Source organism: Rahnella sp. BCC 1045, assembly GCF_019049615.1.
GTDB classification, from domain to species: domain Bacteria; phylum Pseudomonadota; class Gammaproteobacteria; order Enterobacterales; family Enterobacteriaceae; genus Rahnella; species Rahnella contaminans.
Genome location: NZ_JAFMOZ010000127.1, coordinates 27,459 through 53,992 on the forward strand (window position 1 = coordinate 27,459; position 26,534 = coordinate 53,992).

At 49.8% G+C, this 26,534-nt stretch carries 27 protein-coding genes; 13 read left to right on the forward strand and 14 right to left on the reverse strand.

The features are described from left to right. Positions 1-177 precede the first annotated feature (177 nt). Positions 178-1,875, forward strand: a complete 1,698-nt coding sequence (gene ligB, locus J1782_RS13040) for an NAD-dependent DNA ligase LigB (RefSeq protein WP_217153300.1) — start codon at positions 178-180, stop codon at positions 1,873-1,875. A 21-nt stretch (positions 1,876-1,896) separates the two neighbouring features. On the opposite strand, the gene J1782_RS13045 is transcribed toward ligB, so the two are convergent. Beyond that, complete coding sequence (locus J1782_RS13045) at positions 1,897-2,514, reverse strand: trimeric intracellular cation channel family protein (RefSeq protein ID WP_152324964.1); 618 nt, start codon at positions 2,512-2,514, stop codon at positions 1,897-1,899. Positions 2,515-2,858: 344 nt separating this feature from the next. Between J1782_RS13045 and J1782_RS13050 the strand changes: the two genes are divergently transcribed. Next, positions 2,859-3,479, forward strand: a complete 621-nt coding sequence (locus J1782_RS13050) for a TetR/AcrR family transcriptional regulator (RefSeq protein WP_152324966.1) — start codon at positions 2,859-2,861, stop codon at positions 3,477-3,479. A 139-nt stretch (positions 3,480-3,618) separates the two neighbouring features. Beyond that, entirely contained in the window at positions 3,619-4,893 is a 1,275-nt protein-coding gene (gene fabF / locus J1782_RS13055; RefSeq protein WP_217153301.1) for a beta-ketoacyl-ACP synthase II, read from the forward strand. 89 nt (positions 4,894-4,982) lie between these two features. Here the strand turns inward: fabF and J1782_RS13060 are convergent, their stop codons facing one another. Next, positions 4,983-5,846, reverse strand: coding sequence for a YicC/YloC family endoribonuclease (locus J1782_RS13060; RefSeq protein ID WP_217153302.1), 864 nt, complete (start codon positions 5,844-5,846; stop codon positions 4,983-4,985). Between the two features lie 126 nt (positions 5,847-5,972). Here J1782_RS13060 and rph point away from each other — a divergent pair, with 126 nt between their 5' ends. From rph to J1782_RS13080, 4 genes are all read left to right on the forward strand, one after another. Beyond that, positions 5,973-6,689 carry a ribonuclease PH gene (gene rph, locus J1782_RS13065; RefSeq protein WP_152324971.1) on the forward strand — a complete coding sequence of 239 codons (717 nt, stop codon included), beginning with the start codon at positions 5,973-5,975 and terminating at the stop codon, positions 6,687-6,689. 85 nt (positions 6,690-6,774) lie between these two features. Further along, complete coding sequence (gene pyrE, locus J1782_RS13070) at positions 6,775-7,416, forward strand: orotate phosphoribosyltransferase (protein ID WP_217153303.1); 642 nt, start codon at positions 6,775-6,777, stop codon at positions 7,414-7,416. A gap of 32 nt (positions 7,417-7,448) precedes the next feature. Continuing rightward, the gene (locus tag J1782_RS13075; protein WP_217153304.1) at positions 7,449-9,656 is read left to right on the forward strand and encodes a DUF2157 domain-containing protein; all 2,208 of its coding nucleotides are present in this window, start codon (positions 7,449-7,451) and stop codon (positions 9,654-9,656) included. Next, entirely contained in the window at positions 9,643-10,179 is a 537-nt protein-coding gene (locus tag J1782_RS13080; protein WP_208950133.1) for a GDYXXLXY domain-containing protein, read from the forward strand. The genes J1782_RS13075 and J1782_RS13080 overlap by 14 nt, the downstream gene beginning before the upstream one ends. Positions 10,180-10,242: 63 nt before the next feature. Here the strand turns inward: J1782_RS13080 and slmA are convergent, their stop codons facing one another. From slmA to coaBC, 3 genes are all read right to left on the reverse strand, one after another. Continuing rightward, positions 10,243-10,839: a nucleoid occlusion factor SlmA gene (gene slmA, locus J1782_RS13085; protein WP_152324977.1), complete on the reverse strand. Its 597-nt coding sequence runs from the start codon at positions 10,837-10,839 to the stop codon at positions 10,243-10,245. Between the two features lie 171 nt (positions 10,840-11,010). After that, positions 11,011-11,469: a dUTP diphosphatase gene (gene dut, locus J1782_RS13090; protein ID WP_013577627.1), complete on the reverse strand. Its 459-nt coding sequence runs from the start codon at positions 11,467-11,469 to the stop codon at positions 11,011-11,013. Next, a complete protein-coding gene (gene coaBC, locus J1782_RS13095; protein WP_165062052.1) occupies positions 11,447-12,664 on the reverse strand; it encodes a bifunctional phosphopantothenoylcysteine decarboxylase/phosphopantothenate--cysteine ligase CoaBC in 1,218 nt (405 codons plus the stop codon). Before coaBC ends, dut begins: the two co-directional genes overlap by 23 nt. 183 nt (positions 12,665-12,847) lie before the next feature. On the opposite strand from coaBC, the gene radC reads away from it, so the two are divergent. The 4 genes from radC (at position 12,848) to mutM (ending at position 15,159) form a co-directional block, all read left to right on the forward strand. Further along, positions 12,848-13,528, forward strand: a complete 681-nt coding sequence (gene radC, locus J1782_RS13100) for a DNA repair protein RadC (protein ID WP_217153305.1) — start codon at positions 12,848-12,850, stop codon at positions 13,526-13,528. Positions 13,529-13,793: 265 nt separating this feature from the next. Continuing rightward, positions 13,794-14,030, forward strand: coding sequence for a 50S ribosomal protein L28 (gene rpmB / locus J1782_RS13105; protein ID WP_101079928.1), 237 nt, complete (start codon positions 13,794-13,796; stop codon positions 14,028-14,030). A gap of 11 nt (positions 14,031-14,041) precedes the next feature. Continuing rightward, positions 14,042-14,209, forward strand: a complete 168-nt coding sequence (rpmG, locus tag J1782_RS13110) for a 50S ribosomal protein L33 (RefSeq protein WP_004392084.1) — start codon at positions 14,042-14,044, stop codon at positions 14,207-14,209. 140 nt (positions 14,210-14,349) lie between these two features. Beyond that, entirely contained in the window at positions 14,350-15,159 is an 810-nt protein-coding gene (gene mutM, locus J1782_RS13115) for a bifunctional DNA-formamidopyrimidine glycosylase/DNA-(apurinic or apyrimidinic site) lyase (protein WP_217153306.1), read from the forward strand. Positions 15,160-15,167: 8 nt separating this feature from the next. Here the strand turns inward: mutM and coaD are convergent, their stop codons facing one another. The 7 genes from coaD to rfaQ all read right to left on the reverse strand — a co-directional run bounded on the left by coaD (position 15,168) and on the right by rfaQ (position 22,164). Then, positions 15,168-15,650 (reverse strand): pantetheine-phosphate adenylyltransferase, encoded by a 483-nt coding sequence (gene coaD, locus J1782_RS13120; RefSeq protein WP_217153307.1) that lies wholly within the window; start codon positions 15,648-15,650, stop codon positions 15,168-15,170. Positions 15,651-15,656: 6 nt separating this feature from the next. Next, positions 15,657-16,424, reverse strand: a complete 768-nt coding sequence (locus J1782_RS13125; protein WP_165062003.1) for a glycosyltransferase family 2 protein — start codon at positions 16,422-16,424, stop codon at positions 15,657-15,659. Next, positions 16,424-17,698, reverse strand: a complete 1,275-nt coding sequence (gene waaA, locus J1782_RS13130; RefSeq protein ID WP_193333112.1) for a lipid IV(A) 3-deoxy-D-manno-octulosonic acid transferase — start codon at positions 17,696-17,698, stop codon at positions 16,424-16,426. The genes J1782_RS13125 and waaA overlap by 1 nt, the downstream gene beginning before the upstream one ends. A gap of 127 nt (positions 17,699-17,825) precedes the next feature. Continuing rightward, on the reverse strand, positions 17,826-18,812 hold the full coding sequence (locus J1782_RS13135; RefSeq protein ID WP_165062005.1) for a glycosyltransferase: 987 nt from the start codon (positions 18,810-18,812) through the stop codon (positions 17,826-17,828). A 51-nt stretch (positions 18,813-18,863) separates the two neighbouring features. Continuing rightward, the gene (locus J1782_RS13140) at positions 18,864-19,955 is read right to left on the reverse strand and encodes a glycosyltransferase (RefSeq protein ID WP_217153320.1); all 1,092 of its coding nucleotides are present in this window, start codon (positions 19,953-19,955) and stop codon (positions 18,864-18,866) included. Beyond that, positions 19,955-21,085, reverse strand: a complete 1,131-nt coding sequence (locus tag J1782_RS13145) for a glycosyltransferase family 4 protein (protein WP_152324989.1) — start codon at positions 21,083-21,085, stop codon at positions 19,955-19,957. The genes J1782_RS13140 and J1782_RS13145 overlap by 1 nt, the downstream gene beginning before the upstream one ends. Then, entirely contained in the window at positions 21,082-22,164 is a 1,083-nt protein-coding gene (gene rfaQ, locus J1782_RS13150; protein ID WP_371819783.1) for a putative lipopolysaccharide heptosyltransferase III, read from the reverse strand. Before rfaQ ends, J1782_RS13145 begins: the two co-directional genes overlap by 4 nt. Positions 22,165-22,370: 206 nt before the next feature. On the opposite strand from rfaQ, the gene J1782_RS13155 reads away from it, so the two are divergent. Together J1782_RS13155 and J1782_RS13160 are read left to right on the forward strand one after the other, a co-directional pair. Next, entirely contained in the window at positions 22,371-23,327 is a 957-nt protein-coding gene (locus tag J1782_RS13155) for a polysaccharide deacetylase family protein (RefSeq protein ID WP_217153308.1), read from the forward strand. Between the two features lies 1 nt (position 23,328). Further along, the gene (locus tag J1782_RS13160; protein ID WP_235937449.1) at positions 23,329-24,423 is read left to right on the forward strand and encodes a glycosyltransferase family 9 protein; all 1,095 of its coding nucleotides are present in this window, start codon (positions 23,329-23,331) and stop codon (positions 24,421-24,423) included. A gap of 51 nt (positions 24,424-24,474) precedes the next feature. On the opposite strand, the gene J1782_RS13165 is transcribed toward J1782_RS13160, so the two are convergent. Together J1782_RS13165 and J1782_RS13170 are read right to left on the reverse strand one after the other, a co-directional pair. Beyond that, positions 24,475-25,641 (reverse strand): O-antigen ligase, encoded by a 1,167-nt coding sequence (locus J1782_RS13165; RefSeq protein ID WP_235937450.1) that lies wholly within the window; start codon positions 25,639-25,641, stop codon positions 24,475-24,477. Continuing rightward, positions 25,616-26,533 (reverse strand): sugar glycosyltransferase, encoded by a 918-nt coding sequence (locus tag J1782_RS13170; RefSeq protein ID WP_152324995.1) that lies wholly within the window; start codon positions 26,531-26,533, stop codon positions 25,616-25,618. Before J1782_RS13170 ends, J1782_RS13165 begins: the two co-directional genes overlap by 26 nt. Between the last annotated feature and the right edge of the window lies 1 nt (position 26,534).

Genomic DNA, 26,534 nt, shown 5'->3' on the forward strand with positions numbered 1-26,534 from the left:
CATCGTAACTAAGCCCGGGAAAACAGCCCCACTTTGTGGAATTACGCGCTGTATTCCAAAATTTCTTTGTATTACAGCAACGAATGAAATAACCAGGAAAGCATCTCGCAAGAACGAACATTGGCACTGGCAGATAAAATACCGACAGCGTTTACTGGCACCCACAAGGAGGTGCTTATGCGCCGTTTCATTCTTTTTATCAGTGTGTTCTGTTTTATTTTCCCAACGGTTGCCGGTGAGATATTTCCGCAAGATTGTCCTGCATGGTCAGCGGCTCAGCTGAACCGGGAAACACATAAGCTTTCGGAGCAACTGGCTCAATGGGACAAGGCGTACCATGAATCAGGAAGCAGCCCGATCGAAGATTCTGTTTACGATAACCTGCGACAGAAACAGAGTAAGTGGCTGCAGTGCGCCGGATTGCCATTGCCTGAGCTTACGGTGCCGGGTGGCGATGATGCCACCATTGCTCACCCTGTAGCACATACCGGGCTCAATAAATTACGCGATAAACAGGGCGTATCAGACTGGATGCGCGGCCGTAAAAATCTCTGGGTGCAGCCTAAAGTCGACGGTGTGGCCGTTTCGCTGATTTACCGGCATGGCAAACTGGCGGCCCTGCTAAGCCGGGGCGATGGTGCTAAAGGCCAGAACTGGACGGTTAAAGCGGCTTCCATTCCGTCAATTCCACTCAATATTGCCGACAAAAGCCCGGAACTGGTATTGCAGGGCGAGCTGTATCTGAAGATGACCGGTCATCAACAAAGTGTTGAAGGTGGCATGAATGCGAGATCGAAAGTGGCGGGCGCCATGATGCGAAATTCGATATCCGATCAGCTCAGTGAGTTTGGCATCTTCATCTGGTCTTGGCCTGACGGGCCTGCCGATATGCAGGAACACCTCCAAAAACTTAGTGCTTTAGGTTTCCCTGAAGTTTCTCAATTCACACTTGCAGTTAACTCTGTGGAAGATGTATCGAAATGGCGGGATACCTGGTTTCTCCAGCCGCTGCCTTTTGCGACCGACGGCGTGGTGATCCGCCAGCAAGAAGAGCCATCCGGAAAATACTGGATGAATAAACCCGCTACATGGGCAGTTGCGTGGAAATACCCGCCCGCAAGACAACTCACAGAAGTCTCCGGTATTACAACAACCACGGGGCGAAGTGGAAAAGTCACCGTAATTCTGAACCTGAAGACGCTGAAACTGGACGATAAATCGGTGAGTAAAGTCAGTGTAGGCTCGGTTGCCCGCTTTAAATCATGGGATGTGTTGCCCGGTGATCAGGTGGCTATCAGTCTGGCCGGTCAGGGGATCCCGCGGCTTGATGATGTCACGTGGCGCGTGAGCGAACGCCCCGAAATAAACCTTCCTGATCCACAACAATATGATGCGCTTTCTTGCTTCACGCCGGAGCCCGGTTGCGCGCAGCAGTTTCTCTCGCGCCTTGTCTGGCTAAGCGGTCCTGAAGGACTAGATATGGCCGGGTTTGGTGGTGCGACGTGGCAAAAGTTGTTCGAGAGGATTTCGGCTGATTCACTGGTGGCGTGGTTAAATCTGAATGAGAAGGACATGGCGGCTGTGCCGGGGATTAGTGTTAAGCAGGCGCAGAAGCTGGCGGCGCAAATCCAGTTGGCACGGGATAAAGGTTTCAGACACTGGCTGTCAGCATTGGGTTTTCCTACCTTTGCCCTGAAGTTTGCGGAGCAAAGGCAAAACTGGGGTCAGCTGGAACAACTGACTTCCGGTGATTGGGAAACAAAGGCCGGCGTTGGGCAAAAACGGGCCCGTCAGGTTTACGGCTTTATTCATCACCCGCAGGTTATGGCGCTGGCCGAGCGGCTAAAGCAGGCAGAACTGCCTGCTTTTCAGTAGTGTACAAAGCCAGCCGATAACTTAATGGTCTGAGTGCGGGTAGTTGAAAACCGGCAGGCCGAGACGAAAGCGCAGCGCGATAAGACGTGCGATAAAACCGACAAGCAGGGTGATGATCACCACCAGATTGTGCGGTAACGCGAGGTATTGCAGGCCGATATAAACCCAGGCGGAGGCGAAAGAGATCCCTGCGTAGATTTCTTTCTGGAAAACCAGCGGGATCTGATTACACATCATATCCCTCAGTACGCCGCCGAAAACGCCAGTAATCACTGCACAGACTGAAGCAATAATTGCGCCGTGACCCATATCAAGCGCAACCTGCGTCCCGATGATTGAAAACACCACCAGGCCTACGGCATCAAGCACAAGAAATAGCCGGCGAAGATGTTGCATCAGTGGGGCCAGCCAGGTCGTCATAATGGCAGCAACGGCAACAATGACGATGTATTCCGGATGCTTAACCCAACCTAAAGGATAGTGTCCGAGCAACATGTCACGAACAGAGCCGCCACCAATAGCAGTCGCCGCTGCGATAATAATGACGCCAAAGGAGTCCATTTTACGACGCCCGGCCGCCAGAGCTCCCGTCATGGCTTCTGCGGTGATCCCAATAATATAAAGAACTGTGAGTAACATGAATGTTCGCCGGACAAATCAGTAAGTGAGAAAGCAGGAGCCGCGTAGAGTAATGAGCTTTTCATAAACTCTCGATTGAATTTTTCTTTTGCATCTTATTTCAGATTATTAAAACTAATGTTATTTACGCATCAGTCAGGCTAAACAAAAGGCTCGGGAAGGATTCTGGCTTATTTTAGATTAGAAAAACAGTTATCGCATGCCAGTTTGTTCATCCTTCTTTCGTTTTCTACCTGAAGTGTCTCTCCCATAAAGGTGAAAAGTGTCTATTTTTAAGTTACGATTATTTAAAATCGTCACTAAAAGACGCAAGACCCAATGATTTTATCTGTCCGGAGGAGTGTATGAAGCCCGAAATTCCGGTTGCGTTAACTCAGCGTGGACCAGCTGAACACGAACGGCGCGAACAAATTATTGATGCGGCATTTGAGCACTTTCGTCTGTATGGTTATGCCAAAACGTCTGTGGCGGATCTGGCGAAATCGATCGGTGTTTCAAGTGCTTATATTTATAAATTTTTTGAGTCAAAACAGGCGATTGGTGAAGCCATCTGTTCCCAGCGTGTCGGTCAGATTGATCAGGCTTTGCTGCTGATTGCCCAGAGTGACCAAAGTGCAACTCTGCGCCTGCGTTCAATTTTTAAAACGTTGTTAACACGTAGTCTGGATCTCTTCTTTCAGGATCGAAAGTTACACGACCTGGCTGCGACAGCTTCTGCGCAGCAGTGGAAATCCACGCGAAATCACCGGGCTATGATGTATGCCATCGTTGAAAAAATAGTCAGCGACGGGCGTGAGTCTGGCGAATTTGAACGTAAAACGCCGTTGGATGAAGTCTGTATGGCCATCACCAGCGTAACGACTCCGTTCTCTCACCCGCTGTTACTGGAACAAAAAACGCCGGAGCAACTGGAAGAACGCGTTCAGGCCATTACCGGTCTGGTTCTGCGCAGTCTGGCAAAATAGTCACGACAAAAATTTCGAGTTACGGGTTTACAAAATCGTAATTCGTCACATACTGTCAGCCTTTAATTAAATCGTTTCTGCCCGCTGGTGGAAGTTTCAGCAGAAACTTATGTCTTCAACAGACAGAGAGGAAAGTTTTATGACTCATCGTCGAGTGGTTATTACCGGCATGGGGGCTGTGAGTCCTCTGGGCTGTGATATCGAAACTATCTGGAAGCGCCTGCTGGCCGGTCAGTCTGGTATCCGCGTTTTGCCGGAAGAAATTGTTGAAACACTGTCCGTGAAAATTGGCGGTCAGGTACAAACTAAAGAACAGGATCCTGAATCAGGTTTCGATCCTGACCTGTTTGTTGTGCCGAAAGACCAGAAGAAAATGGACCGTTTCATTCTTTTCGCCATGGCAGCTGCCGATATGGCGATTGCGAATTCAGGCTGGAAAGCGGAAACCGCTGAACAGCAGGAACGTACTGCAACCGTCATCGGTTCTGGTATCGGTGGTTTCCCGGCGATTGCACATGCTGTGCGCACCAACGACAGCCGCGGTGCTAAGCGTTTATCCCCGTTCACCATTCCTTCATTCCTGGTGAATCTGGCATCTGGCCAGGTTTCCATAAAACACCAGTTCAAAGGTCCAATCGGTGCGCCGGTTACCGCATGTGCGGCGGGTGTTCAGGCAATCGGTGATGCGGTTCGTTTGATTCGCAATGATGAAGCGGATGTTGCACTGTGTGGTGGCGCTGAAGCAGCTATCGATACCGTGAGCCTGGGTGGTTTCGCGGCGGCAAAAGCGATGTCTACCGGCCACGAAGATCATCCGGAAAAAGCATCCCGTCCATTTGACAGCGCCCGCGACGGCTTTGTGATGGGCGAAGGCGCAGGCATGCTGGTTATCGAAGAACTGGAACACGCGAAAGCGCGTGGTGCAAAAATTCTCGCTGAGATCGTCGGTTACGGTACCAGCGGCGACGCTTATCACATGACTTCCGGTGCAGAAGACGGCAACGGTGCCGGGCGTGCGATGAAAATTGCTTTGCGTCAGGCGGGGATTCAGCCTTCAGACGTGCAGCATTTGAATGCGCATGCGACCTCTACGCCGGTGGGCGACCTGGGTGAAATCAATGCGATTAAAACCCTGTTCGGCACCGACGGTAAGCTGGCGGTGACGTCCACCAAATCTGCTACCGGGCATTTGCTGGGCGCGGCGGGTGGTCTGGAAACCATCTTCACTATTCTGGCCGTTCGCGACCAGATTGTTCCGCCAACGCTGAACCTTGAAAACAAAGATGCCGCGGCAGAAGGCCTGAACATCGTCGGCAATACGGCGCAGAAGCACGGCATTACTTACGCGCTGTCCAACGGCTTTGGTTTTGGCGGTGTGAATGCTTGTGTACTGCTGAAACGTTGGGAAGATTAATTTCTTTCTGAATTTCAGAGCTAAAGCATAAAAAAACGCCTCCGGTCAGGCTGACGGGAGGCGTTTTTTATTGCATCAGATCAGATGATTTACTCAATGTTCTGGATCTGTTCGCGCATTTGTTCGATAAGGACTTTCAGCTCGATGGCGGATGTTGTGACATCGGCATTGATCGATTTGGATGCCAGCGTGTTCGACTCGCGGTTAAATTCCTGCATCATGAAATCAAGACGACGGCCGACCGCCTCATCTTTCTTCATGATTTTATGCGTTTCTTTAACGTGCGCTTCCAGACGGTCCAGCTCTTCTGCAACATCAACACGCTGCGCCATCAGAACCAGTTCCTGCTCTAGGCGGGTATTTTCCAGCTGTACCTGCGCGTCTTCCAGCTTGCTGACCAGACGCTCGCGCTGCCATTGCAGGATATTGGGCATCTGGGCACGGACTTTGATGACTTCTGCGCTAACGCCATCAAGGCGTTGTTCGATCATTGTTTTCAGTGCGGCGCCTTCGCTTTCGCGGGCAGCGATGAAATCATCGAGAGCTGTTTCCAGCTCGAGCAGCAGTTCAGTGCTGATTGCATCCAGATCCTGCTCTTCGGCCAGCATGACACCCGGCCAGCGCAGAACTTCCAGCGGATTAATCTCGCCTTCGTCGCTTTGCATTTTTACCCATTGCGCCGCTTCAACCAGCTGTTTCGCCAGTTTTTCATTCAGTTGCAGAGTGCTTTGCGCGCCCGGATCGAGATCAAAACGCAGATTACATTCGACTTTACCGCGGGTCAGCCGGGCACGAATGCGCTCGCGAATAACCGGCTCCAGGCTGCGAAATTGCTCTGGCAGACGGATGTAAGTTTCGAGATAACGTTGGTTTACCGAGCGAAGTTCCCACGCGGCGCTGCCCCAGTCACCCTTAATTTCGCGTCGGGCATAAGCGGTCATACTACGGATCATGTATGCGTACCTGTTAATGTAAAGATGCAGCGATTATAGCCCCGGTAAGCGGGTCATGATAGGCATTACCTCGCGAAGTCCGTATAATGCGCAGCCAAACACGATTCGCGACCCGGAGAACTATCCATGCGTCCAGCAGGCAGAAATGCACAACAAGTACGCCCCGTAACACTGACCCGCCATTACACTAAACACGCTGAAGGTTCCGTGCTGGTGGAGTTTGGTGATACCAAAGTGCTGTGTACCGCGACGGTCGAAGAAGGCGTTCCGCGTTTCCTGAAAGGTCAGGGACAAGGTTGGATCACGGCTGAATACGGTATGCTGCCACGCTCCACGCACAGCCGTAATGCGCGTGAAGCCGCGAAAGGCAAACAAGGCGGTCGTACCCTTGAAATTCAGCGTCTGATTGCCCGCTCATTGCGTGCGGCAGTGGATCTCAAAAAACTGGGTGAATTCACCATCACGCTGGACTGCGATGTTTTGCAGGCTGACGGCGGCACGCGTACTGCGTCCATTTCCGGAGCCTGTGTGGCGCTGGCAGATGCACTGAACGCGCTGGTAGCAGCGGGTAAACTGAAAGCCAATCCGATGAAAGGGATGGTTGCCGCCGTCTCTGTGGGTATTGTCAAAGGCGAAGCGCTTTGCGACCTTGAGTATGTCGAAGATTCGGCAGCTGAAACGGACATGAACGTCGTGATGATGGAAGATGGCCGCATGATTGAAGTGCAGGGCACCGCAGAAGGCGAGCCGTTCAGTCATGAGGAGTTGCTCAGTTTACTGGCCCTCGCCAGAGGGGGCATCGACACTATCTTCCAGGCGCAGAAAGCGGCGCTGGCGGAATAATTTTTTAAGGCGACTGAGAAGTCGCCTTTTTTATGGCCTGCGGGCTGACAATTGCAGATATAAGACATTATCGAGGAGACCATCAATGAAAGCCTATCAGCGCCAGTTTATTGAGTTTGCACTGAACAAACAGGTTTTGAAATTCGGCGAGTTTACCCTGAAGTCCGGGCGCATAAGTCCTTACTTCTTCAATGCCGGTTTGTTTAACACTGGCCGTGATCTGGCGTTACTGGGACGTTTTTACGCTGAAGCATTGATGGATTCAAAAATTGATTTCGATTTAGTTTTCGGCCCGGCCTATAAAGGGATTCCGATTGCAACCACCACTGCCGTCGCGCTGGCTGAGCATCATGAACGCGATGTGCCGTATTGTTTCAACCGCAAAGAAGCCAAAGATCACGGTGAAGGTGGTTTATTGGTGGGCAGCCCTCTTCAGGGCCGCGTCATGCTGGTTGATGATGTGATTACCGCCGGTACAGCTATCCGTGAGTCCATGGAAATCATCAATGCTCACAATGCAACGCTAGCGGGCGTTCTGATTTCTCTGGATCGTCAGGAACGTGGCCGCGCGGATATCTCTGCGATTCAGGAAGTTGAACGGGACTATCATTGCAAAGTGATTTCAATTATTACGCTGGCCGACCTGATTGAGTATCTGGAAGAAAAAGCGGAAATGGCGGACCATCTGGCTGCTGTGAGGGCTTACCAGCAGGAGTATGGCGTTTAATCTCGGGTAAAACTTTATAAGGCAGGGATGTCATGACACAAACTGAAGCAGGCAGCAAAGAATGGATGCCTTCGCGGGCAGCAGAGTTTCTCTGTCGCCAGACGGAGCGGCTGGTTAAAGGCAAAAGCCTGACACCCGCAGAATGCCAGCGTATTTATGATTTCTGCGGTGTCCGGCCTGATTATCCGCAATGGCGAAGATTTCTGGTGCCGTTACTCTCGCTGCTGGGATTGTTATCGCTCGTCGCGGCTGCCGTCTTTTTTGTCGCCTGGAACTGGGCAGATATGCCGAAGATGGCAAAGTTTGCGCTGGCAGAGTTGTTGGTCGTTGCGCTTACCGTCGTGGTCTGGTGGCGCTGGTATGACGGACTTGCGCGTAGTGCCTTACTGGCGGCCGCTCTCAGTTTTGGCGCGCTGTTTGCCCTCTATGGGCAGATTTATCAGACGGGGGCCGACAGCTGGGAGTTGTTCAGAGCCTGGCTGTTGGTTTTCCTGCCTTTAGCCCTCATCGCCCGACAGAACAGTTTGTGGTTCTGCTCCTGGTTGCTTGCCAATCTTACCTTTCAGCTCTATTACGTCACGGTGTCTATGTCCCTGATGGACAGCGCGGCATTTGATGGTCTCGACTATTTTCCCTCCACCGCACTTTATAGTTATTTGATTGTGCAGGTGTTGTGTCTGGTTACGCGTGAAGTGCTTGCCCTGCGGGCAATTAAACACAATCCTAAGTCGTGGCTCGCCAGTCGTTGGTTCTCCCGTGTGATGGCCGGTTTTCTCCTGTTAATGCTGACTTCCATCGTTGCCGGAAATGTATCCGGCTGGCGTTACGGTTCCCCTCATCACTTTGCGACGGCGTTATGGCTGCTCGTTTTACTGGCGGGCTACTTCTTCTACCGCTACCGCCATCCTGACCTGTGTATGCTGACGCTGGGGACGGCCAGTGGAGCGGCCATCGGGTGCGTGTTGATCATGCAGATGTTCGACAGTTCTTATGATGTGGGTGGTCTGTTTATGCTGGGCTGTCTGATGGCTCCATGGCTGGCGGGATGTGGCGCTTTGATGCTCCACTGGCGGCGTAAACTCTATGAGAACCAGCCGGTCGAGGTTTCCTTCACGAAAGTGGCATTGCTGACCGAACAGTTACGCCGACATAATTTGCTTAATCAGACGCAAATTGAAGAGATTCAGCAATACGATCACTCGTCTCATCTCCCCTGGTATCTGCGGCTGACGCTGGGTGTCGGTGGCTGGGTGGCGGCCATGATCATTCTGTTCCTGCTGATACTGGTGCTCTATGTTGCCGGCCTGCTCAATGACCCTAATGCTGCCACTGTGATTATCCCTTCGCTGATCCTTGCCTTGGTCGCGGGCGGATTTCTTCGCGCGCAGGGTGTGAGCAAACATCATATCGGACTGGCATGGGCGATAGCGGCAACCTGTGGCCTGTGCTTTGGCTTCTGTATGCTCTTTGAAGCCAGTTGGGATATGTATTTTCTGGTGGGCTCACTTTGTTCATTGCCGGTTCTCGCAGTGATGGCGCTGGCGATGGCAGATCGTACATTCCGCTTTATGGCGGTAACAGCGGCGACTTTTTTACTGATACTTTCCGGCAATTTGCTGGCCGGGATGTATTTACCGCCAGTCGTCAGTTTTTGTGTGGTTTCAGCGCTGATTGCTGTCATTGTGATTTTCTGGCTGTGGATTATCAGGGAACAAATTAACTTAACAGCCACTGCAGGCGCTGAGGCTGTTTCCCCTCTCCTCTGGGGGATCCCGTCCGGCCTGATATTGCAGTGTTTTTCCGGTATTAATTCCTCACTTTTCTTTGATTTTTTCTGGCGGCCAGCAGGGTATTTCACGCTTTCGACGGGAACCGGCGCAGGTATTGCCGCAGGTTTAATCATCGGGTGTTTGTATCAGACGGTGGTGAAAAAGACGTCATCAGCGCCGCTGCTTCTGGTTGCTGCTTTGTTGTGCGGTTTCGCTGCTTATTATGCACCGGGAATCGGCCTGGGCCTGTGGTTATTACTGATGGCGCGTTATCAGGGAAGTCAGGGGGTTTTGGCCGCCAGCGGCTGTTTCCTCGCGCTTTATGTTATTGACTGGTATTACTTCCTCGGTGTCAGTTTATTGCAGAAATCCCTTCTGATGTTTGTCACTGGCGTGGCGCTGCTTGCGCTGGCATTTGCCGCCAAAAAACTGATACCGGCGCGGAAGGAGGAAGCGTATGCAAACCACTAATTTGAGAAAATGGCTGGCGGGATTAGTGATACTGCTGGCGCTGATCGCCGTGAATGCCGGTATCTGGCAAAAAGAACAGATACTTAAACAGGGGGCGGTGATGATATTGCCGCTTGCACCGGTTGATCCGCGTTCTCTCATGCAGGGGGATTATATGGCTCTCAGTTATGCCATAACGCAGGCTTTGCAGCAGGAGTTATCCCGGCAACGTCAGGTGTGTGATTCGGTTCCACAGACGCCTTGCCTGCCAGTCAGTGGCAAAATTATTGTGACAGTCAATGAGCAGCGGCAGGTCACTCAGGCGAGGTTTGATAGCGGCGAGCCGCTGAAGCCAGGGGAGTTACGGGTGAAGTATCATATGAATGCCGGAATGCTGACGGTGGGAACGAATGCTTACTTTTTCCAGGAAGGTCACGGTGGGCGTTTCGCCAGCGCGCGTTATGGTGCATTTCGGGTAGGGCAAGACGGTACGGCCTTGCTGACTACGATGCTGGATGAACATGGAAAAATGATCCAGCCGTAGGGCCAAAAACAAAAGGGCCTTTCGGCCCTTTTTTGCATCTGTAACCTGTGCTGGAAAATGACGTTATTGCAGCTGAGCAGAAATCAGAGGCCAGCGTGTATCAAAGTCCTGAGTCGGACGATACTTGAATTCTGAACGCACAAACCGCGAAAGCATCCCTTCGCAAAATGCCAGTAACTGGCTGGCAAGCAGGGTTTCATCACTGATAAACCCGCTGCCTTCACGCATTTTCTTTTCCCGTAAAACCTGACGCAACTGCGCTTCAATTCGCTCAAAAAGCTGGTTGATGCGACCCTGCAGGCGATCCTGTTCGAACATCAGTGCGTGACCGGTCATAATGCGGGTGAGCCCCGGATTGCGTTCGGCAAAACCTAAAATCAGCAGCAAAATCAGACGGATTCTGTTCAATGTATCTTTTTCATCCTGCAGGATGAGATTGATACGCGTAATCAGACTGTCTTCGATAAACTCGATTAAGCTGTCAAACATCCGCGTCTTACTGGGAAAATGACGGTAAAGAGCTGCTTCTGAAACGCCTACGCTGGCGGCGAGTTTCGCGGTGGTGATCCGCTGGCTGCCATCGCTGGACTGAAGCATTTGCGCTAACGCCTGCAAAATCTCTTCGCGCCGGTTCCTTTTTGTCGTTTCTTTCTCTGCCATGTCTGAATAGACCCTTGCTAAAAAACGGCTAAAATCATGGAGAAACCGCACAACTGCCGCATGAATCGCTGTGATCCTGCGGCTTATTTCGTTCCCTTGGTGTTGTTACGGTCTGATAGTGATAAGGATCTGTTCAATATCGCGTCAAAATCTGCGGTGCTGAACAGGTTCTTATTGGCGACCTGAATGGCCGAAACCACCTTCGCCGCGTTCACTGGCGTCAAAATCTTCCACCAGATTGAATTCTGCCTGAACGACAGGCACAAATACCATCTGAGCAATGCGCTCGCCCGGTTCGATAACAAATGTAGTCTGACCACGATTCCAGACGGAAACCATCAGCTGACCCTGATAATCGGAATCGATAAGACCGACCAGGTTACCCAGAACGACGCCGTGTTTATGGCCTAAACCTGAACGTGGCAGGATAACCGCCGCCAGATTTGCATCACCGATATGGATAGCAAGACCTGTTGGCAGCAACGTCGTTTCGCCCGGTTTCAGTTCTACCGACGCGTCCAGACAGGCGCGCAAATCCAGACCTGCGGATCCCGGCGTTGCGTAGGCAGGTAAAGGGAAAGTCGAACCGATGCGCGGGTCGAGAATTTTAATGTCGATTTTTTTCATCATAACGGCTGACAATCTCTTCTAATAAACGTTGACCAAGCAGGGATTTATCGCTGAGCGGTAAGATTTTATCCCCGTCCTGCCAAAAAAGATGCAAGGCATTGGTATCAGTATTGAAACCATGTCCGGCAAGTGAAACGTCGTTGGCGCAAATCAGATCCAGATTCTTGCGGATCCTTTTTTGCCGCGCGTATTCTTCCACATTCTGGGTTTCAGCGGCAAACCCCACGACGTAGGGACGGTTTTCCGTCATGGCAGCGACGCCCGCGACAATGTCGGGGTTTTTCACCATTTTTACAGTGATTTCATCGCCTTGCTTTTTGATTTTCTCATCAGCAATGATTTCAGCGCGGTAATCGGCCACGGCAGCGCAGGAAATAAAAATTTGCTGGGAGGCTGCAAAAGCTTGCACTGCTTTCTCCATCTCCAGCGCACTTTCCACATCAATCCGGCGAACGTTCAGAGGTGTCGGTTGCACGACCGGTCCGGCAATCAGCGTGACCTGCGCACCGCGTTCAGCGGCGGCTTTGGCAATCGCAAACCCCATTTTCCCGGAACTGTGATTGCTGATGAAACGCACCGGATCCAGAGGTTCTCGGGTCGGGCCTGCAGTCACCATAATATTCAGATGCGCCAGATCTTTATGAGCAGAAAAATGGGTATTGGCTAAATCGACTATCACCAGCGGATCGAGCATCCGGCCAGGGCCGATATCGCCACAAGCCTGGCTTCCGCTGTCGGGGCCCCAGATTAACGTGCCACGTGCGGCCAGTTTTTCCAGGTTCTCCTGAGTGACGGCAGCGCGATACATTTGCTGGTTCATAGCCGGCAGAACAGCGACGGGCGCGGCGGTTGCCAGACAGACAGTCGTCAGCAGGTCATTCGCCATACCTGCGTTCATTCGTGCCAGTAAATCAGCCGTGGCGGGAGCAATCAGAACTAAGTCAGCCCATTTGCCCAACTCGATATGTCCCATTGCCGCTTCGGCAGCAGGATCAAGCAGGTCATCAGAGACCGGATAGCCAGAAACGGCCTGCAGGCTCAGGGGGGTCACAAAGGATTTCGCCGCTTGTGTCATGACCACGCGGACTTCTGCGCCTCTTTCACGTAAGCGACGTACCAGTTCTGGTGCTTTATAGGCAGCGATACCACCGCTGATACCGAGCACAATATGTTTGCCGGAAAGTCCCGTCATCATCATTGTCCGATTGGTTGTAAGCCGAAAGAAGCGACATTTTAGCATAACGCGGAATGATGACAGCTATTGGCGATGCTCTTAAGCGGATGAATAAAAATTCTGCGTAACGCCTCGCAGGCTTTTAAACCGGAAACCCCGACGGGCAGGGCTCTGTGCCAGAATCGGCGCCTAAAAGGAGTCAGGATGACGAAAGTACAGGAAAGCTGGCCGGGTGAATTGCCTCCACGGGAAAAATTACTGCAACAGGGCGCAAAAGGGCTGACCGATCAGGAGCTGCTGGCGATCTATCTGCGTACCGGTTGCCAGGGAATACACGTCATGGCGCTGGCGAAGAATCTTCTGGAAAAATTCGGTTCTCTGCATCAGTTGCTGATGGCTGATTTTGATTCAATGGCGGGCATTAAAGGGATGGGCGTCGCGAAATTTGCACAGTTGGTTGCAGTTTCAGAACTGTCGCGCCGGTCATATTTACGTCACCTCAATGCGGAGAATGCGATGCTCAGCCCTGAGGTCATGCGGGAATATCTGCAGAATTTACTGGTTTTTCGGGAAAGAGAGGTCTTTCTGGTACTTTTTCTCGACAACCAGCATCGCGTTATTCGCCATGAGGAGATGTTTGCTGGTACTATTGGGCACGTAGAAGTGTATCCCCGCGAAATTGTTCGCGGTGCGATGAAGGTTAATGCGGCAGCCCTAATTCTGGCGCATAATCACCCATCCGGTCGGGCTGAGCCCAGCCTGATGGACCGGAAAGTGACTGAACAGATTATTCGAGCGTGCCAACTGCTGGAAATTCGCGTCCTTGACCATTTGGTTGTAGGCCACGGAGAAACAGTCTCTTTTGCTGAACGCGGTTGGATTTAGCGTCGTTTTTTGAAGATCCTTAGGGATCTTTAGCTGTTCGGGACTTGAGCACTTACGCTACAGAGCGTATACTACGCCACCTTTGAGAATCTTGGGTTTGGCGTTAAGAGCCTATCTCAGCAGGTTTCTAACCTGATGAATTGGTTTTTACCCGACGACAGTGAGTCGGTTCTCAGTGGAGTTTGCTGAGATGGGCTCTAAAAGCCTGACGAGGCGGCCATACCCTATACGAAGCTCGAGCTGATTTGATTTTTGGAGAATAGACATGTCCCGAGTCTGCCAAGTTACTGGCAAGCGCCCGGTGAGCGGTAACAACCGTTCCCACGCACTGAACGCGACCAAACGCCGTTTTCTGCCGAACCTGCACTCCCACCGTTTTTGGGTTGAGGCTGAGAAGCGCTTTGTAACTCTGCGTGTATCTGCTAAAGGTATGCGTGTTATTGATAAGAAGGGTATTGAGACGGTCTTGGCCGATCTGCGTGCCCGCGGTGAGAAGTATTAAGGAACTGCATCATGGCTAAAGGTGTTCGCGAGAAGATCAAGCTGGTTTCTTCTGCTGGTACTGGTCACTTCTATACCACCACGAAGAACAAGCGTACTAAGCCGGAAAAATTGGAACTGAAGAAATTCGATCCAGTTGTCCGTCAACACGTGATCTATAAAGAAGCTAAAATTAAATAATTTTAGTGGATTAATAAAACCCGGCTCCGGCCGGGTTTTTTATTGTCTGAATTTGGCCATTTCCGCTCAGAGCGACTTTTGTTTGCCTGATGCTGATGTCTGCGACACACTCTGAGAATCATTCTGCTAAGGGAGAAATTATGCCGGAATTACCTGAGGTTGAAACCAGCCGCAGAGGGATTGAACCCTATCTGAAAGGCCACACGATCATGCACGCTATCGTGCGTAATCCGCGTCTGCGCTGGCCTGTTTCTACAGAGATTCTGTCGCTCAGTGACCAACTGGTGCTGAGCGTTCAACGTCGTGCAAAGTATCTGCTGGTTGAGCTTAAGACGGGCTGGATCATCATTCATCTGGGCATGTCTGGCAGTTTGCGGATTCTGTCGGAAGAAACCGAACCGGGTAAACATGACCATGTCGATCTGGTGATGGATACCGGTTTTGTGTTGCGTTATACCGATCCGCGGCGTTTTGGAGCCTGGTTATGGTCTTCAGATCTGGCGGCCAGCAATGTTTTAGCGCACCTCGGGCCGGAGCCTTTAAGTACGGATTTTACCGCCGGTTATCTGCTGGAGAAGTCGCGCACAAAAAAATCCCCCATCAAGCCGTGGCTGATGGACAACAAACTGGTGGTCGGGGTAGGCAACATCTACGCCAGCGAATCGCTGTTTGTTGCGGGTATTTCACCTGACAGGCTGGCGCATTCGCTCAAACATGATGAAGCGGAGTTGCTGGTCAGAACCATCAAAGCAGTATTGTTGCGTTCTATTGAACAGGGTGGGACGACTCTCAAAGACTTTTTACAGTCGGATGGCAAGCCGGGATATTTCGCTCAGGAATTGCAGGTATACGGAAGGGCGGGTGAACCTTGTCGTGCCTGTGGTACGCCGATTGAGAGTAAAAAACACGCTCAGCGCACCACGTTTTTTTGCCCGAAATGTCAGCGCTAATATGCGATTCAGGCGCTGATTTTTTCCATCAGTGCCTGAGTGATAACCTGTGGCAGGAACGGCGTGATATCGCCACCGTGGCGGGCCACTTCCTTCACCAGAGATGATGAAATAAACGACCACTCTTTTGATGGCATCATAAATACGCTTTCCAGCGTCGGCAGCAAATGCCGGTTCATGTTTGCCAGCTGCATCTCATATTCAAAGTCAGACACCGCACGCAAGCCACGCACCAGCACATTCGCGCCCTGCGCTTTGGCAAAGTTCGCCATCAGATCGCTAAAGCCAATCACTTCAACATTTTTCAGATGAGAAGTGACCTGCGTGGCCAGCGCCACACGCTCATCCAGAGTAAACATCGGTTTTTTGCTCGGGCTGGCGGCAATCGCCAGAATGACATGATCGAACATCAACGCAGCACGCGTCACGATATCAAGATGTCCGTTAGTCAGCGGGTCGAAAGTACCGGGATAAATTGCCTTAGTGCTCATACAAGCTCACTTTTGCAGTTGATGGCTGAGTGCCCACAGGGCGGCATATTTATTGAAAGTATACTGTGCATTGACGCCTGCCAGAATCAAACCCTGTTTCCCATCCAGAAAACCCGCCCGCAGGATCCAGGTTTTTATGAATGCGCCTGATGTGTGTGAAATGACAGAGAAAAAGCTGCAACGGCGGCCTTGCTGATGGCGCTGACGGGCCCATGCTTCGGCATAACTAAGCTGTTTACGCTGAAAAGCAAAGAAATCCCGACAAGTCAGGTGCAGCAAATCGCCTTGCAAAGGGATAACGGCGGCATTGCCCGTGTTCAGCGATTCGTGAACTAAATCGTCGTTATAGCGGAAGGCTGAAGGATATAAGCGGTTGACACGATCGGGATACCAGCCGCTGTGGCGCATAAATTTTCCGAGGAATAAATTACTGCGGCCAAAACTGTAAACCGTGTTTTCCTGAGAATTATTCAGAACGTTTTCCACCGACTGACGCAGTTCCGGGGAAACCCGTTCGTCCGCATCGATCATCAAAATATAATCGCCAGTCGCATAGCTTTGCGCTAACTGGCGCTGCTTACCAAAACCCGGCCATTGCTCGTTGGTGAAAACTTTGGCGCCAAACTGACGGGCAACGTCCGGCGTGGCATCTTCACTGCCTGAATCAAGCAGGATGATTTCATCTGCCCAGGCCACAGACTCAAGGCATTCGGGCAGCAGATCTGCTTCATTGCGTGCAATCAGCACGACGGATAAACGTTTTTTATCGGCCATTAATGACCCCGCACGGGCAGATAAGGCTCCAGTAAATGCAGCAGGCGTTGTAGCGCTCCCTGATTTTGATGCAAAACTTCTACCGCGTGACGCCCGTAATACAGACGATAATCTTCATCTGTCAGCAACGTGGAGATTTCTTTGACCAGCGACGGTGTATCTGTCACGGTGATCAACCCATCGTCCTGCGTGAGCTTGGCGCAGATATCTTTGAAGTTAAACGTATGCGGACCCATCAGGACAGGAATGGCGTGTGCTGCGGCTTCCAGAGGATTATGACCTCCGCGTTCGACCAGACTGCCACCAACAAACGCCAGATCGGCAATTCCGTACAGCAGCATTAACTCACCCATCGTATCGCCGATCACGACCTGCGTTCCCGACGAAGGCACTTCCCCCGTACTGCGTTGTGTGAAGGTCAGACCCGCTTTGCGCGTCAGTTCACAGGCAACGGGGAAACGTTCCGGATGGCGCGGCACAAGGATCAGCAGCAGCGTCGGATGAGCTTTCAGCAATTCTTTATGTGCTTCCAACAGCAGGGTTTCTTCCCCTTCATGCGTACTGGTCGCAATCCACACCTGGCGGCGTGATGCCCACTGACTGCGCAGCGCGATGGCTTTAGCGGCCAGCTCCGGCGTCACGGAAATATCAAATTTCAGGCTGCCGGTAACCGCGAGCTGATTACGTTTTAATCCCAGTGAAAGGAAACGATCGCCATCTTCCTGATTTTGCGCGGCAATCAGCGTGATGCGTTGTAAAACAGTGCGGATAAATTTGCCCAGCTTTTGGTAGCCTTTAGCCGAACGCTCAGAAAGGCGTGCATTAGCAATCACTAAGGGAATTTTACGGCGATGCAGGGCGCTGATGAGGTTTGGCCACAGCTCGGTTTCCATAATGATAACCAACTTGGGGTTCACTTCATTGAGAAAACGGTTCAGCGATCCAGGCAGGTCATAAGGTAGATAAACGTGATGAACACCAGCACCGAAAGCGGACTGAACACGCTCGGAGCCCGTTGGAGTCATCGTGGTGACTGTAATGGGCAATGAAGGATAACGATGGCGCAGGGCGCGGACTAAAGGAATTGCCGCCAGAGTTTCGCCCACTGAGACGGAATGCAGCATGATGCCGCCAGAAACCACCTTCCCTTTGCAGAAGCCATAACGTTCAGCCCAGCGTTTGCGGTATGCCGGTGACTTCCGGCCACGTACCAGCAAACGGATCCAGATAAGAGGCTGGATGAGGTATAGAAGAACTGTATACAGCGTTTGCAACATAATATCCGTGAAGTCTCGAGTAGGGTTGGAATTCTAAGTTTTTAGCCAAATCAAAGCTAATACTTTTAATGCCAGAGGCTGGGCGGCTCACGCATCAAGATGCGGTTACCGACCGTTACGGGATCTATCCACTGATTAATTTTCGCAATTTGAAATACCGACGCCCCAGCCGCCAGCGGAGGCGGAAAGTATTGGCGTTTCGCCACATCAGGTTCCAGACACCTTGCTGGAAAATTTCCTCAACCAGCTTTTTCTTCAATGCCGGGTCTTTTATTTTGTCGACAGTATGAAGAATGCCCAGACCTTCTTTTGCTATTTGCCATTTACACGCTGGAATTTTAGCGACTTTTTCCTGATACCGATGATTAATATCATCCAGCATACGAAGAATCTTCATGTAATGATGTGCAGAGCGGACTTCAGTTGCGTCACCGTCTGTTCTATGTGAAACCGAATTCGAATGGATTAAATAATCGTAGAAAATATCGCTGGTATATTGAACACGTTCTGCCGCCAGCAGAATCTCAGTCGTCCACGGAATATCCTGATGTCTGAGTCCTGGCTCGAAAGAAAAGTGATGACGTTTAATAAAATCATGATTGTAGATGTTCAGCCAGGTCACATGCAGAAACTTGCGGGAGTTGAGTGCCTGTTTCAGCCAGACGTCACCCGAAATAACGCCTGTCGAAGATAAGCGTTCTGGTGGGAAGATTATTTTGTTTTTTTCGCTATTTTCATAGACATAGCGCCCATTACAGGTTGCCACATCCAGCGAGTTCTTTTCAGCCATCTCCAGCAGTTTCTGGTACATTCCGGGATGAATATTGTCATCGATGTCCGGAAATGCCAGATACTGGCCGGTGGCTTGTGACAAACCGTGATTACGTGCGATAGAAACGCCCTGGTTTTCAATCGTGAATACCTTGTACGCCTCAAAAGATGTCCGATAGGATTCAATAATTTCTGCACTTTTATCCGTTGAACCGTCGTTAACAATAATCATCTCAAAATCGGTTAATGCCTGCTGGATGATATTGTCGAAAAATTGGGAGAGAAATTGCTCCCCGTTATAAACGGCAACGATAATACTCAGTGAAGGGGTCTGCAGCATAATTATCCTGGAATAAATGTAGAGCAGCGGGTGCTCAGAATGAATTCTTATTTAGCTCTCAGCATTTTTTGCCAGCGAGCAATATTGTTCGCAAATAGGTGCAATGCCAAAGCCCGATAATGTTTCCTGATTGATTTCCGGGGGATTCTGGTAAATATCCACCATCACTTGCGCTAAATTATGGCTGTTCAACTGAGCCAGCCCGCGGGCAAGTTCACCTTGCAGGATTTCAGCAGGGCCGCCCGGACAATGTGTGCTGACGACCGGGGTGCCCAGAAGCAGGGCTTCAACCAATACATTCCCAAACCCTTCGCTGTCCGAACTCAGTACCAGCATTGCTGCATTTCGAATGAAAGGATAAGGGTTAGGCCTGAATCCGGGAAACAGAACCCTGTCTTCTACGCCGAGATCCTGAGCTAATGTTTTCAGCTTTTCAGTTTTCGCTTCTGAACCCTGGCCCAGCAGAACCAGAGGGAGTTCGATGCGGCTTTCTGCATAAGCCTGAATCAGCCGGTCGTGACGCTTATTCTCATGAAAACGCCCCACATGGATCAGGTACGATCCCGGAGGAAGCTCACATTCCTGTGCGGCAGCCAGTCTGATTGCATCAATATCGAACGGGTTGTAGATCACCTTAAGCTGAGAGGGACGGAGTTCGAAATGGGCTAAATCATCCGCGACGGCCTGTGAAACAGTCACGATATTCCGGTCCTGATAAACATTTTTTATCTTGAGTTTCTTCAGCCAGCGGCTCAGGCCGGTCCGGTGTCCCAGATAAGACGTTGAGAACATCCCGTGTAAACAGAACCAGACTTTATGGCGGGGGAGGTATTTGCTGCGGGAAACGATACGATCGGTTTTGTGCAGGTTTGATAATACCAAATCGAACTCGTCGCTGGATTGTACGGCCTGATCAAGCAACCGGGCACGGCGTGTAAGCTCAGTGATTTTACGCCACGGCGCACGGCATTTATCTTTTATCACCCGGTAAGTCAGACCGTCTGGCAGCGGATAATCACAAACGTCTCTTAATGAAAATAGCGAAACACGGTGTCCGGCGCGCAGAAAGCCTTCGGCTAATGTCAGAACAACCTTTTCGGCACCGCCGCCTGGCAAACCATCGATAACAATCAGAATATTTATCATCGGTTCAGAAGCTCTTTATAGAGGTTAAGAAGCTGCTCTGAAAGGTGCTGAGGCGTATTGTTCATGACCGTTTCCCGTGAGTTTAGAGACTCGCGAGAATCTACCACATTCGACGGCAGAGCCATAATCGCTTGCTGCAGGTCGTTGATATCCAGCGCATCACAAACGAATCCGTTTCTCCCATTTTCTATAAACTCGGCTCCACCACAGGTTGGGGTAGTGATCACGGGCAGGCCACAGGCCATGGCTTCGAGAATCACGTTGGGGAACGGATCGTATAGAGTAGGGAGTAGCAACCCGTCAGCCATTTGATAGAACTGCAGCGTATTTTGCTGAACGCCAAAGAAATGCACCCGATCTTTGCAGCCGCTTGCAGCCGCTAATTCGCGATACCGTGGCTCATTTTTATCTTTGCCGACAACCAGAAGATGTCGCGACGTTCCTGAAATGGCTTTAATTGCCGCGTCCAGGCCTTTACGTTCAAAGCCCGAGCCAACGTAGATCATGCAAGTCGCATTCGCCGGCACACCATATTGCTGGCGAAGCTGAGCGCGCAGCGGGGCGGTCACCGGTATGAAATGTTGGTTATTTACAGAATTATAAATGACGTGAATTTTTTCTGCGGGCACAGAAAACCGCTCAATGATTTCTTTTTTAACCATTTCGGCATTACAGATAACCGCTTTCAACTCTGGCGCGGCATACATATCCTTTTCGGCTTGCATGACGTAACGGTGAAACCTGTCGGTGAAAAGTCTTTTTGCTTTGTACTGAGGCAACAATCGCGAACGCTCTTCCAGCCATCTGACATGAACGCCATCACCGGCCCGGTATAAATCGCAGCCAGGTATCCGTTCGTGGCTTTGCACCAAATCGAATTTCTCTTTTTGCCAGATTTGCCGGGCCGCGTTGGCAAAACCGCGCTCCCTGCTTACACGACCGAATTTCCACGGGTTGCACAGATGCACATTCCAATCGGGGTTAATGTCACCCTGCCATTCGCGGGTGATGACATTAAGCTCGATATTTTGGTTTTCAAGTGCTTCCAGCGCCCGGGAAACAAACCGTTCGGCGCCTCCGTCAGGGCGGTATTTCTGGCGAACTAAAGCAAGCCGGAATGCTTTCATGCTAATAATCTCCTGGCCGCATCAGTCACGACGTCTACGGGAATGGCATTCAGATAACGTTCGGACGTGTTGGTATCGATATTGTCCGGATCAGGAAGTGGCCCGAAATCACCGGCCCAAATCACTTCACCTGTGGCTTCCCATGGGCGCCAGAAAACCAGTTTTGACGGGCCAAACAGAGCGACGAGAGGAGTTTTCAAAGCCGCCGCCATATGCATCGGGACAGAATCCACGCCGATAAATAGCGCGGCACCATCAATCAAGGCGGCAAGCTGGGGTAACGTTAATTTGCCGGCCAGAGAAATCAGATTGATCTGAGGACAAAGTTTCAGGATACGATCGACCATGGCGAGCTCGTGTTTGTCCGGCCCGGAAGTGACTATCAGTGGATAGCCTTCAGCGTGCAATTGCGTAAGCATGGCGGCCATCTTTTCTTCTGACCAGCATTTGAAGAACCATCGAGAGGTAGGCTGCACCACAATATAACGGCCAGAAACCTGATTCTGCTGTAATAAATGCTGTACCTTTTCACCGTCTTCCTGAGCATAACTCATCGTGGCTTCCGGTCTTATCAAAGGAAGCTGAAGGGGGGCCAGCAGGGAGAGGTTTTGTTCAACGGTATGAAGTGCATGATGGTTTTTCGTACTGACCAGTTGGGTGTGGCAAAAACGCCAAAATGCGCCCTGACGTTTTGGAAAATCGAAACCCAGGCGGACAGACGCGCCCGTAAGTCGGGTGGCAATGGCACTTCGCCACTGATCGCTTAAGTTGAGCGTCAGATCATAATGGCGGGACATGACCTGTTTCATTAAACGAATTTCATGAGCCATATGGGACCACACGCCGAGTTTTTTCCAGGTGCGGTCAATGCAATGCAAGTGATGAATGGAAGGATTGGCCGCCAGCATATCCCGGGTTTCCTGGTATATCAGCATATCAATTTCAGCGTCAGGATAACGCGCCTTCAATGTATTGACGACCGGGGTCGTCAGCAACATATCGCCGTGATGACGTAGTTTGATGATAAGGATACGCCTGATAGAGGAATCCGGATTTTGTGCTTGAGCAGTCGTCATAATTCATCACTGTTTAGGAATCAAAGCACGATTCTAAAGTACACTGAAGCCTCAGGCTACACCCAACACGGTTCTTGCGTTGAGGGTGAAAATCCCAAAAAATAGAAACAATCCAATAAATTGTTGTCATAGCGGTATGTTTGCATTGGCATGCCCGCGTAACCGTCATCCTGTACGTTTGATTAATAAGATAAAATTAGGCCAGTTCAATGAAAAAACCCGCATTTATCATCACCATAGATACCGAGGGTGACAATCTTTGGCAAAATCATGAGCGCATTTCCACTGAGAACACCCGCTTTCTGCCGCGATTCCAGAGCCTTTGCGAAAAGTACGCCTTTAAGCCGGTTTATCTGACGAATTATGAAATGGCGCAGGATGCTGCTTATGTGGAGTTTGCCAGTGATGTGATCCGGCGGGGGAAGGGCGAAGTTGGCATGCATTTACATGCCTGGAATAGCCCTCCGCTTGTCGCGCTGACCGATGATGACTGGCGACACAAGCCTTACCTGATCGAATTCCCGGAAGACCAAATCAAGGCTAAAGTGGCATTTATGACGAAACTGCTGGAAGACAATTTCCAGACAAAAATGCTCAGCCATCGCGCGGGTCGTTGGGCGTTTAATGAGTTTTATGCGTCGCTGCTGGTTGAGCAGGGATATCTTGTTGATTGTTCGGTGACACCGCATGTGAACTGGTCATCTTCACCGGGTAACCCTGAAGGGGCGGGCGGAACGGATTACAGCCGTTTTCCGAAAGAGGCTTATTTCATTGACCTCAATGATATTGCAAAAGCGGGCAATTCTCCGCTTCTTGAAGTCCCGATGAGTATTCAGCTTAAGCACTCGGGAATGCTCAATCATATTAAGAGCGGCTACGATAAACTTCGCGGAAAAACCCGGTCGCCTTCTACGCTCTGGTTGCGCCCATCCGGTGGCAATGTTGAGAATATGAAAAAGGTTGCTGAGCAGACTCTTAAGCAGGGTTCTGACTATATCGAGTTCATGCTGCACTCTTCAGAGTTCATGCCCGGCGGAAGCCCGACGTTCAAAAACGAAAAAGACATTGAAAGACTCTACGACGATTTGGAAAAGCTGTTTAGCTGGATAAGCGAACGGGCACAGGGGATGACTCTGGCAGAATATTATCAATGGAAGATGAACTAAGATGTCGCAGAAAAGGATGAAAATATTTTGGATTAATCTTTTCTTACATTGCTATGTAAAGATTAAGCCCACTCTGAAAAGCCGGAAGTCATTCTCGGCAGAAGAGAATTTTAAAAGTATTGCTATTTACTCGACCACGGCGCTGGGCGATTTAATGTTCAATACGCCAGCCATTCGTGCGGTAAGACAACGCTATCCGGATGCGTTCATTACACTGGTCTCCAGTGAAAAAAATAAAACCCTCGTTGAGGGAAGTCTTTTTTTTGACCGGATAGTATATTGGGATGAGAAGGTAAAACACGTCAGAAAACTGGTCACACAACTTAGAGAGCGGCCGCCTGAATTAACGGTAATCTTACACTCAAAAGCCCCCTACGACATTCTTAGCGCAGTAATGTCCGGCTCCCAATATATCGTCAAGGATATATACGGCGGTAAGAAGATTGGGATGGAAAAGTGGCTTGTTAATGAAGGATCGTTTTTAAGCTGCCATCTGATTCAACGAAAATTGAATATGTGCAGTTTGTTAGGTTGCGATGTATCCAATAATGAAATGGTTATTCCAGTTGATTTCACGCATCTTAATAAAGAAGCCGGAAAGAAAATTATTGGTTTTCAGATGGGCGCCTCTGAACCAATAAGATGCTGGCCAATATCAAAATTTTCTGAGCTTGCGAAGGTACTTTTCCAATTGGGGCCAGAGTATGAAGTTGTGCTGATTGGGACAAAAAAAGAACTGGCCTATGAAAAATTCTTCCTGAATTCATTGTCGGAAGATGAAGTAAAACGGGTCACCAGCTATATCGGGAAAACCGATCTGAAGCAATTGATGGGCATTATAGAAAACATGGATGTGCTCGTTACCGGAGATACCGGACCGCTTCATCTTGCCGTCGCGCTGAAAACCAAAACTGTCAGCCTTTTCGTGACAGCAAATCCTGACCATACGGGGCCTTATCAGGATATGGAATTGCATCAGGTCATGCGTGTTTCTACAGATATTAAAAATCTGGCAGCAGATATAAAAATACAGCCTTTAGCTATCATTAATGCTGAGGATGTTCTGGAAAGAATCGAATTATTGTTACCGCTCTGAGGGTGAGAGCAAGGGAATAGCTATTTTTCCCTTGCTCTGTTTCGCCATTTACTATCGGGCTTTCTTTATTTCTCCGGCCAGCAAAACACCTATCGGGAACCAGAATAAGTACCAGCTTTCGCTGGGATTACTGATATTGAACATTCCCTGCGAAACATAAAAGATCAGCATGAATATGAAGATAGCTGCCTCAAAACGTCTTTCTTCCTTGATGTAACATAACGCCCTGTAAGCGATATAACTCAGCAGCATCAGAAGTGAAATGACACCGACCAACCCGCCTTTCAGCATGCTCCCAAGATACAAGCTATGTGTCGTTGTGATGTGTTCGCCACTGTAATTAATGAAATTCAGACTCTTATCAAAACCGTAACCGAAAACAATGTCAGGAGAGATCACTTCAAACGTATGTCGCCAGATACTGAGACGTAAGTAAACCTGCGATGACAACTCCTGAAAACGTTCAATGACCATCTCAGTAATGCCAATATATGACATGGCTGTAATGACAACGGCCAGTGCGATGGCTGCAATTAAAACGTTTTTCCTGGAAAGAATTTTATAGTGTGACGTGACGATCAGCGAGATCACCAGAGCAATAAAGGGCCCGCGGCTTTGAGTGAGTAATAATGCGATGAAAAGTATAGAGGCTGTGATGATAAACACAGGTTTCTTACTCTCTTTGAACGCCAGCAATGAGAGAATTATCCCGATTGAAAAGTATCCGCCGACATCGATGACATTACTCGGGCCGGGAGATATTGGGCTCATCAGTCGGTTGGTCAGTAAATTTTGATAATCAACAACAATTAAGAAAAGCGCCAAAGCAACAAATCCGAAAATTATCGCTGCCAGAGCAATCTCTCTTTTCTCGCTGCTTAATATTTTCGCGACCATGGCGACAAAGATCAGAATGTATAAACTGTGTGTTAACGCTGACTCAAGGTTTGACGGGATGTCTCCCCAAAGGGTGCTCAGCGAAAAATACAACAGATAAATTGAGCAAAAAAGCAGCCCATAAAGCATCTGTTTTTTATGCAGAAGGGTATCGCGAAATGTTTTGTTTCTGAAAATTAGGAAAAGGAAAACTATTCCCGATAAATGGAAAAGGTTTGTCGATCTTGTATAGCCGCAAAAAATTGCACTGAAGAAAAGAAACAATGTAAAGAATAAATAATAAAGATGCTCTGCATTAATTCTTCTTAAAAAATGCATCATTATATGAAACCTTTTCAAAAATGTAGTCTGGAATAGCACTATTGACTGAAAGATTAACAACTCTTATTTTCTTATCTTTAAGTAATAAGCTGGCATGTTGAAATGCAGGTAAAACAAGGTTTGTGAAAATACCTTTAAGGTTCGTGGGTTGCATATCGCTCTGGCTTTCATAAAACCGGGGTTTATCAAAGTTGTTCATATCCAGGCCTGCGATAAACAGTTCGGTAAAACCAAGATACAGGGAAATCTGTAATGCCCAGTAAATCACGGTACCGGCATCAAAAATCCCCTGCCGGATATCCGTTGAAAAACCGATATCTGCGCGGTCCGGAGCAAACTCAGCTGAGCTCTCTTTAACAACATAAAAACCTTTTAGCTCATGAGGTTTGAGTGCAGGCTGGTAAATTCTACAAGCAGCATCTTCGATAAGCGCTAATGTACACTGAATATTTTTTAATCCGAAGCGATCAACGATTCTGGCTATGCCATGCGCCGTCGTAAATAAGGTCAAATTACGTGCGGCAATAATGTTAGCTACGATTTCGGGCTTTTTATCGAAGAATCCCATGTCTACGATAACGTAAAACGAGAATTCAAAAAATTGGCTCAGCGACCAGGCTCCGTTAACGCCAAAAGCCGGAATCGGGAGAGGGGGTTGGGTAAAATCAATTTCTTTTACGGAAGGCCCGGTGGCAGTCAGCATTACCGGCCCGGAAAACTTTCCTTTTAAGGAGGAAAGATCGGCTATGGGTACATACTGGCCGCGATATTCGAGTTTAGTTATTTCCCCCGAACGCGCTCTGCCTATTTTCATATAGGGCCATAAATTTTCATTGTGCCTGTATGACCGCGGGTGCGTGTATCGGTAAATCTGTTTGAAAAAAGATCCCACG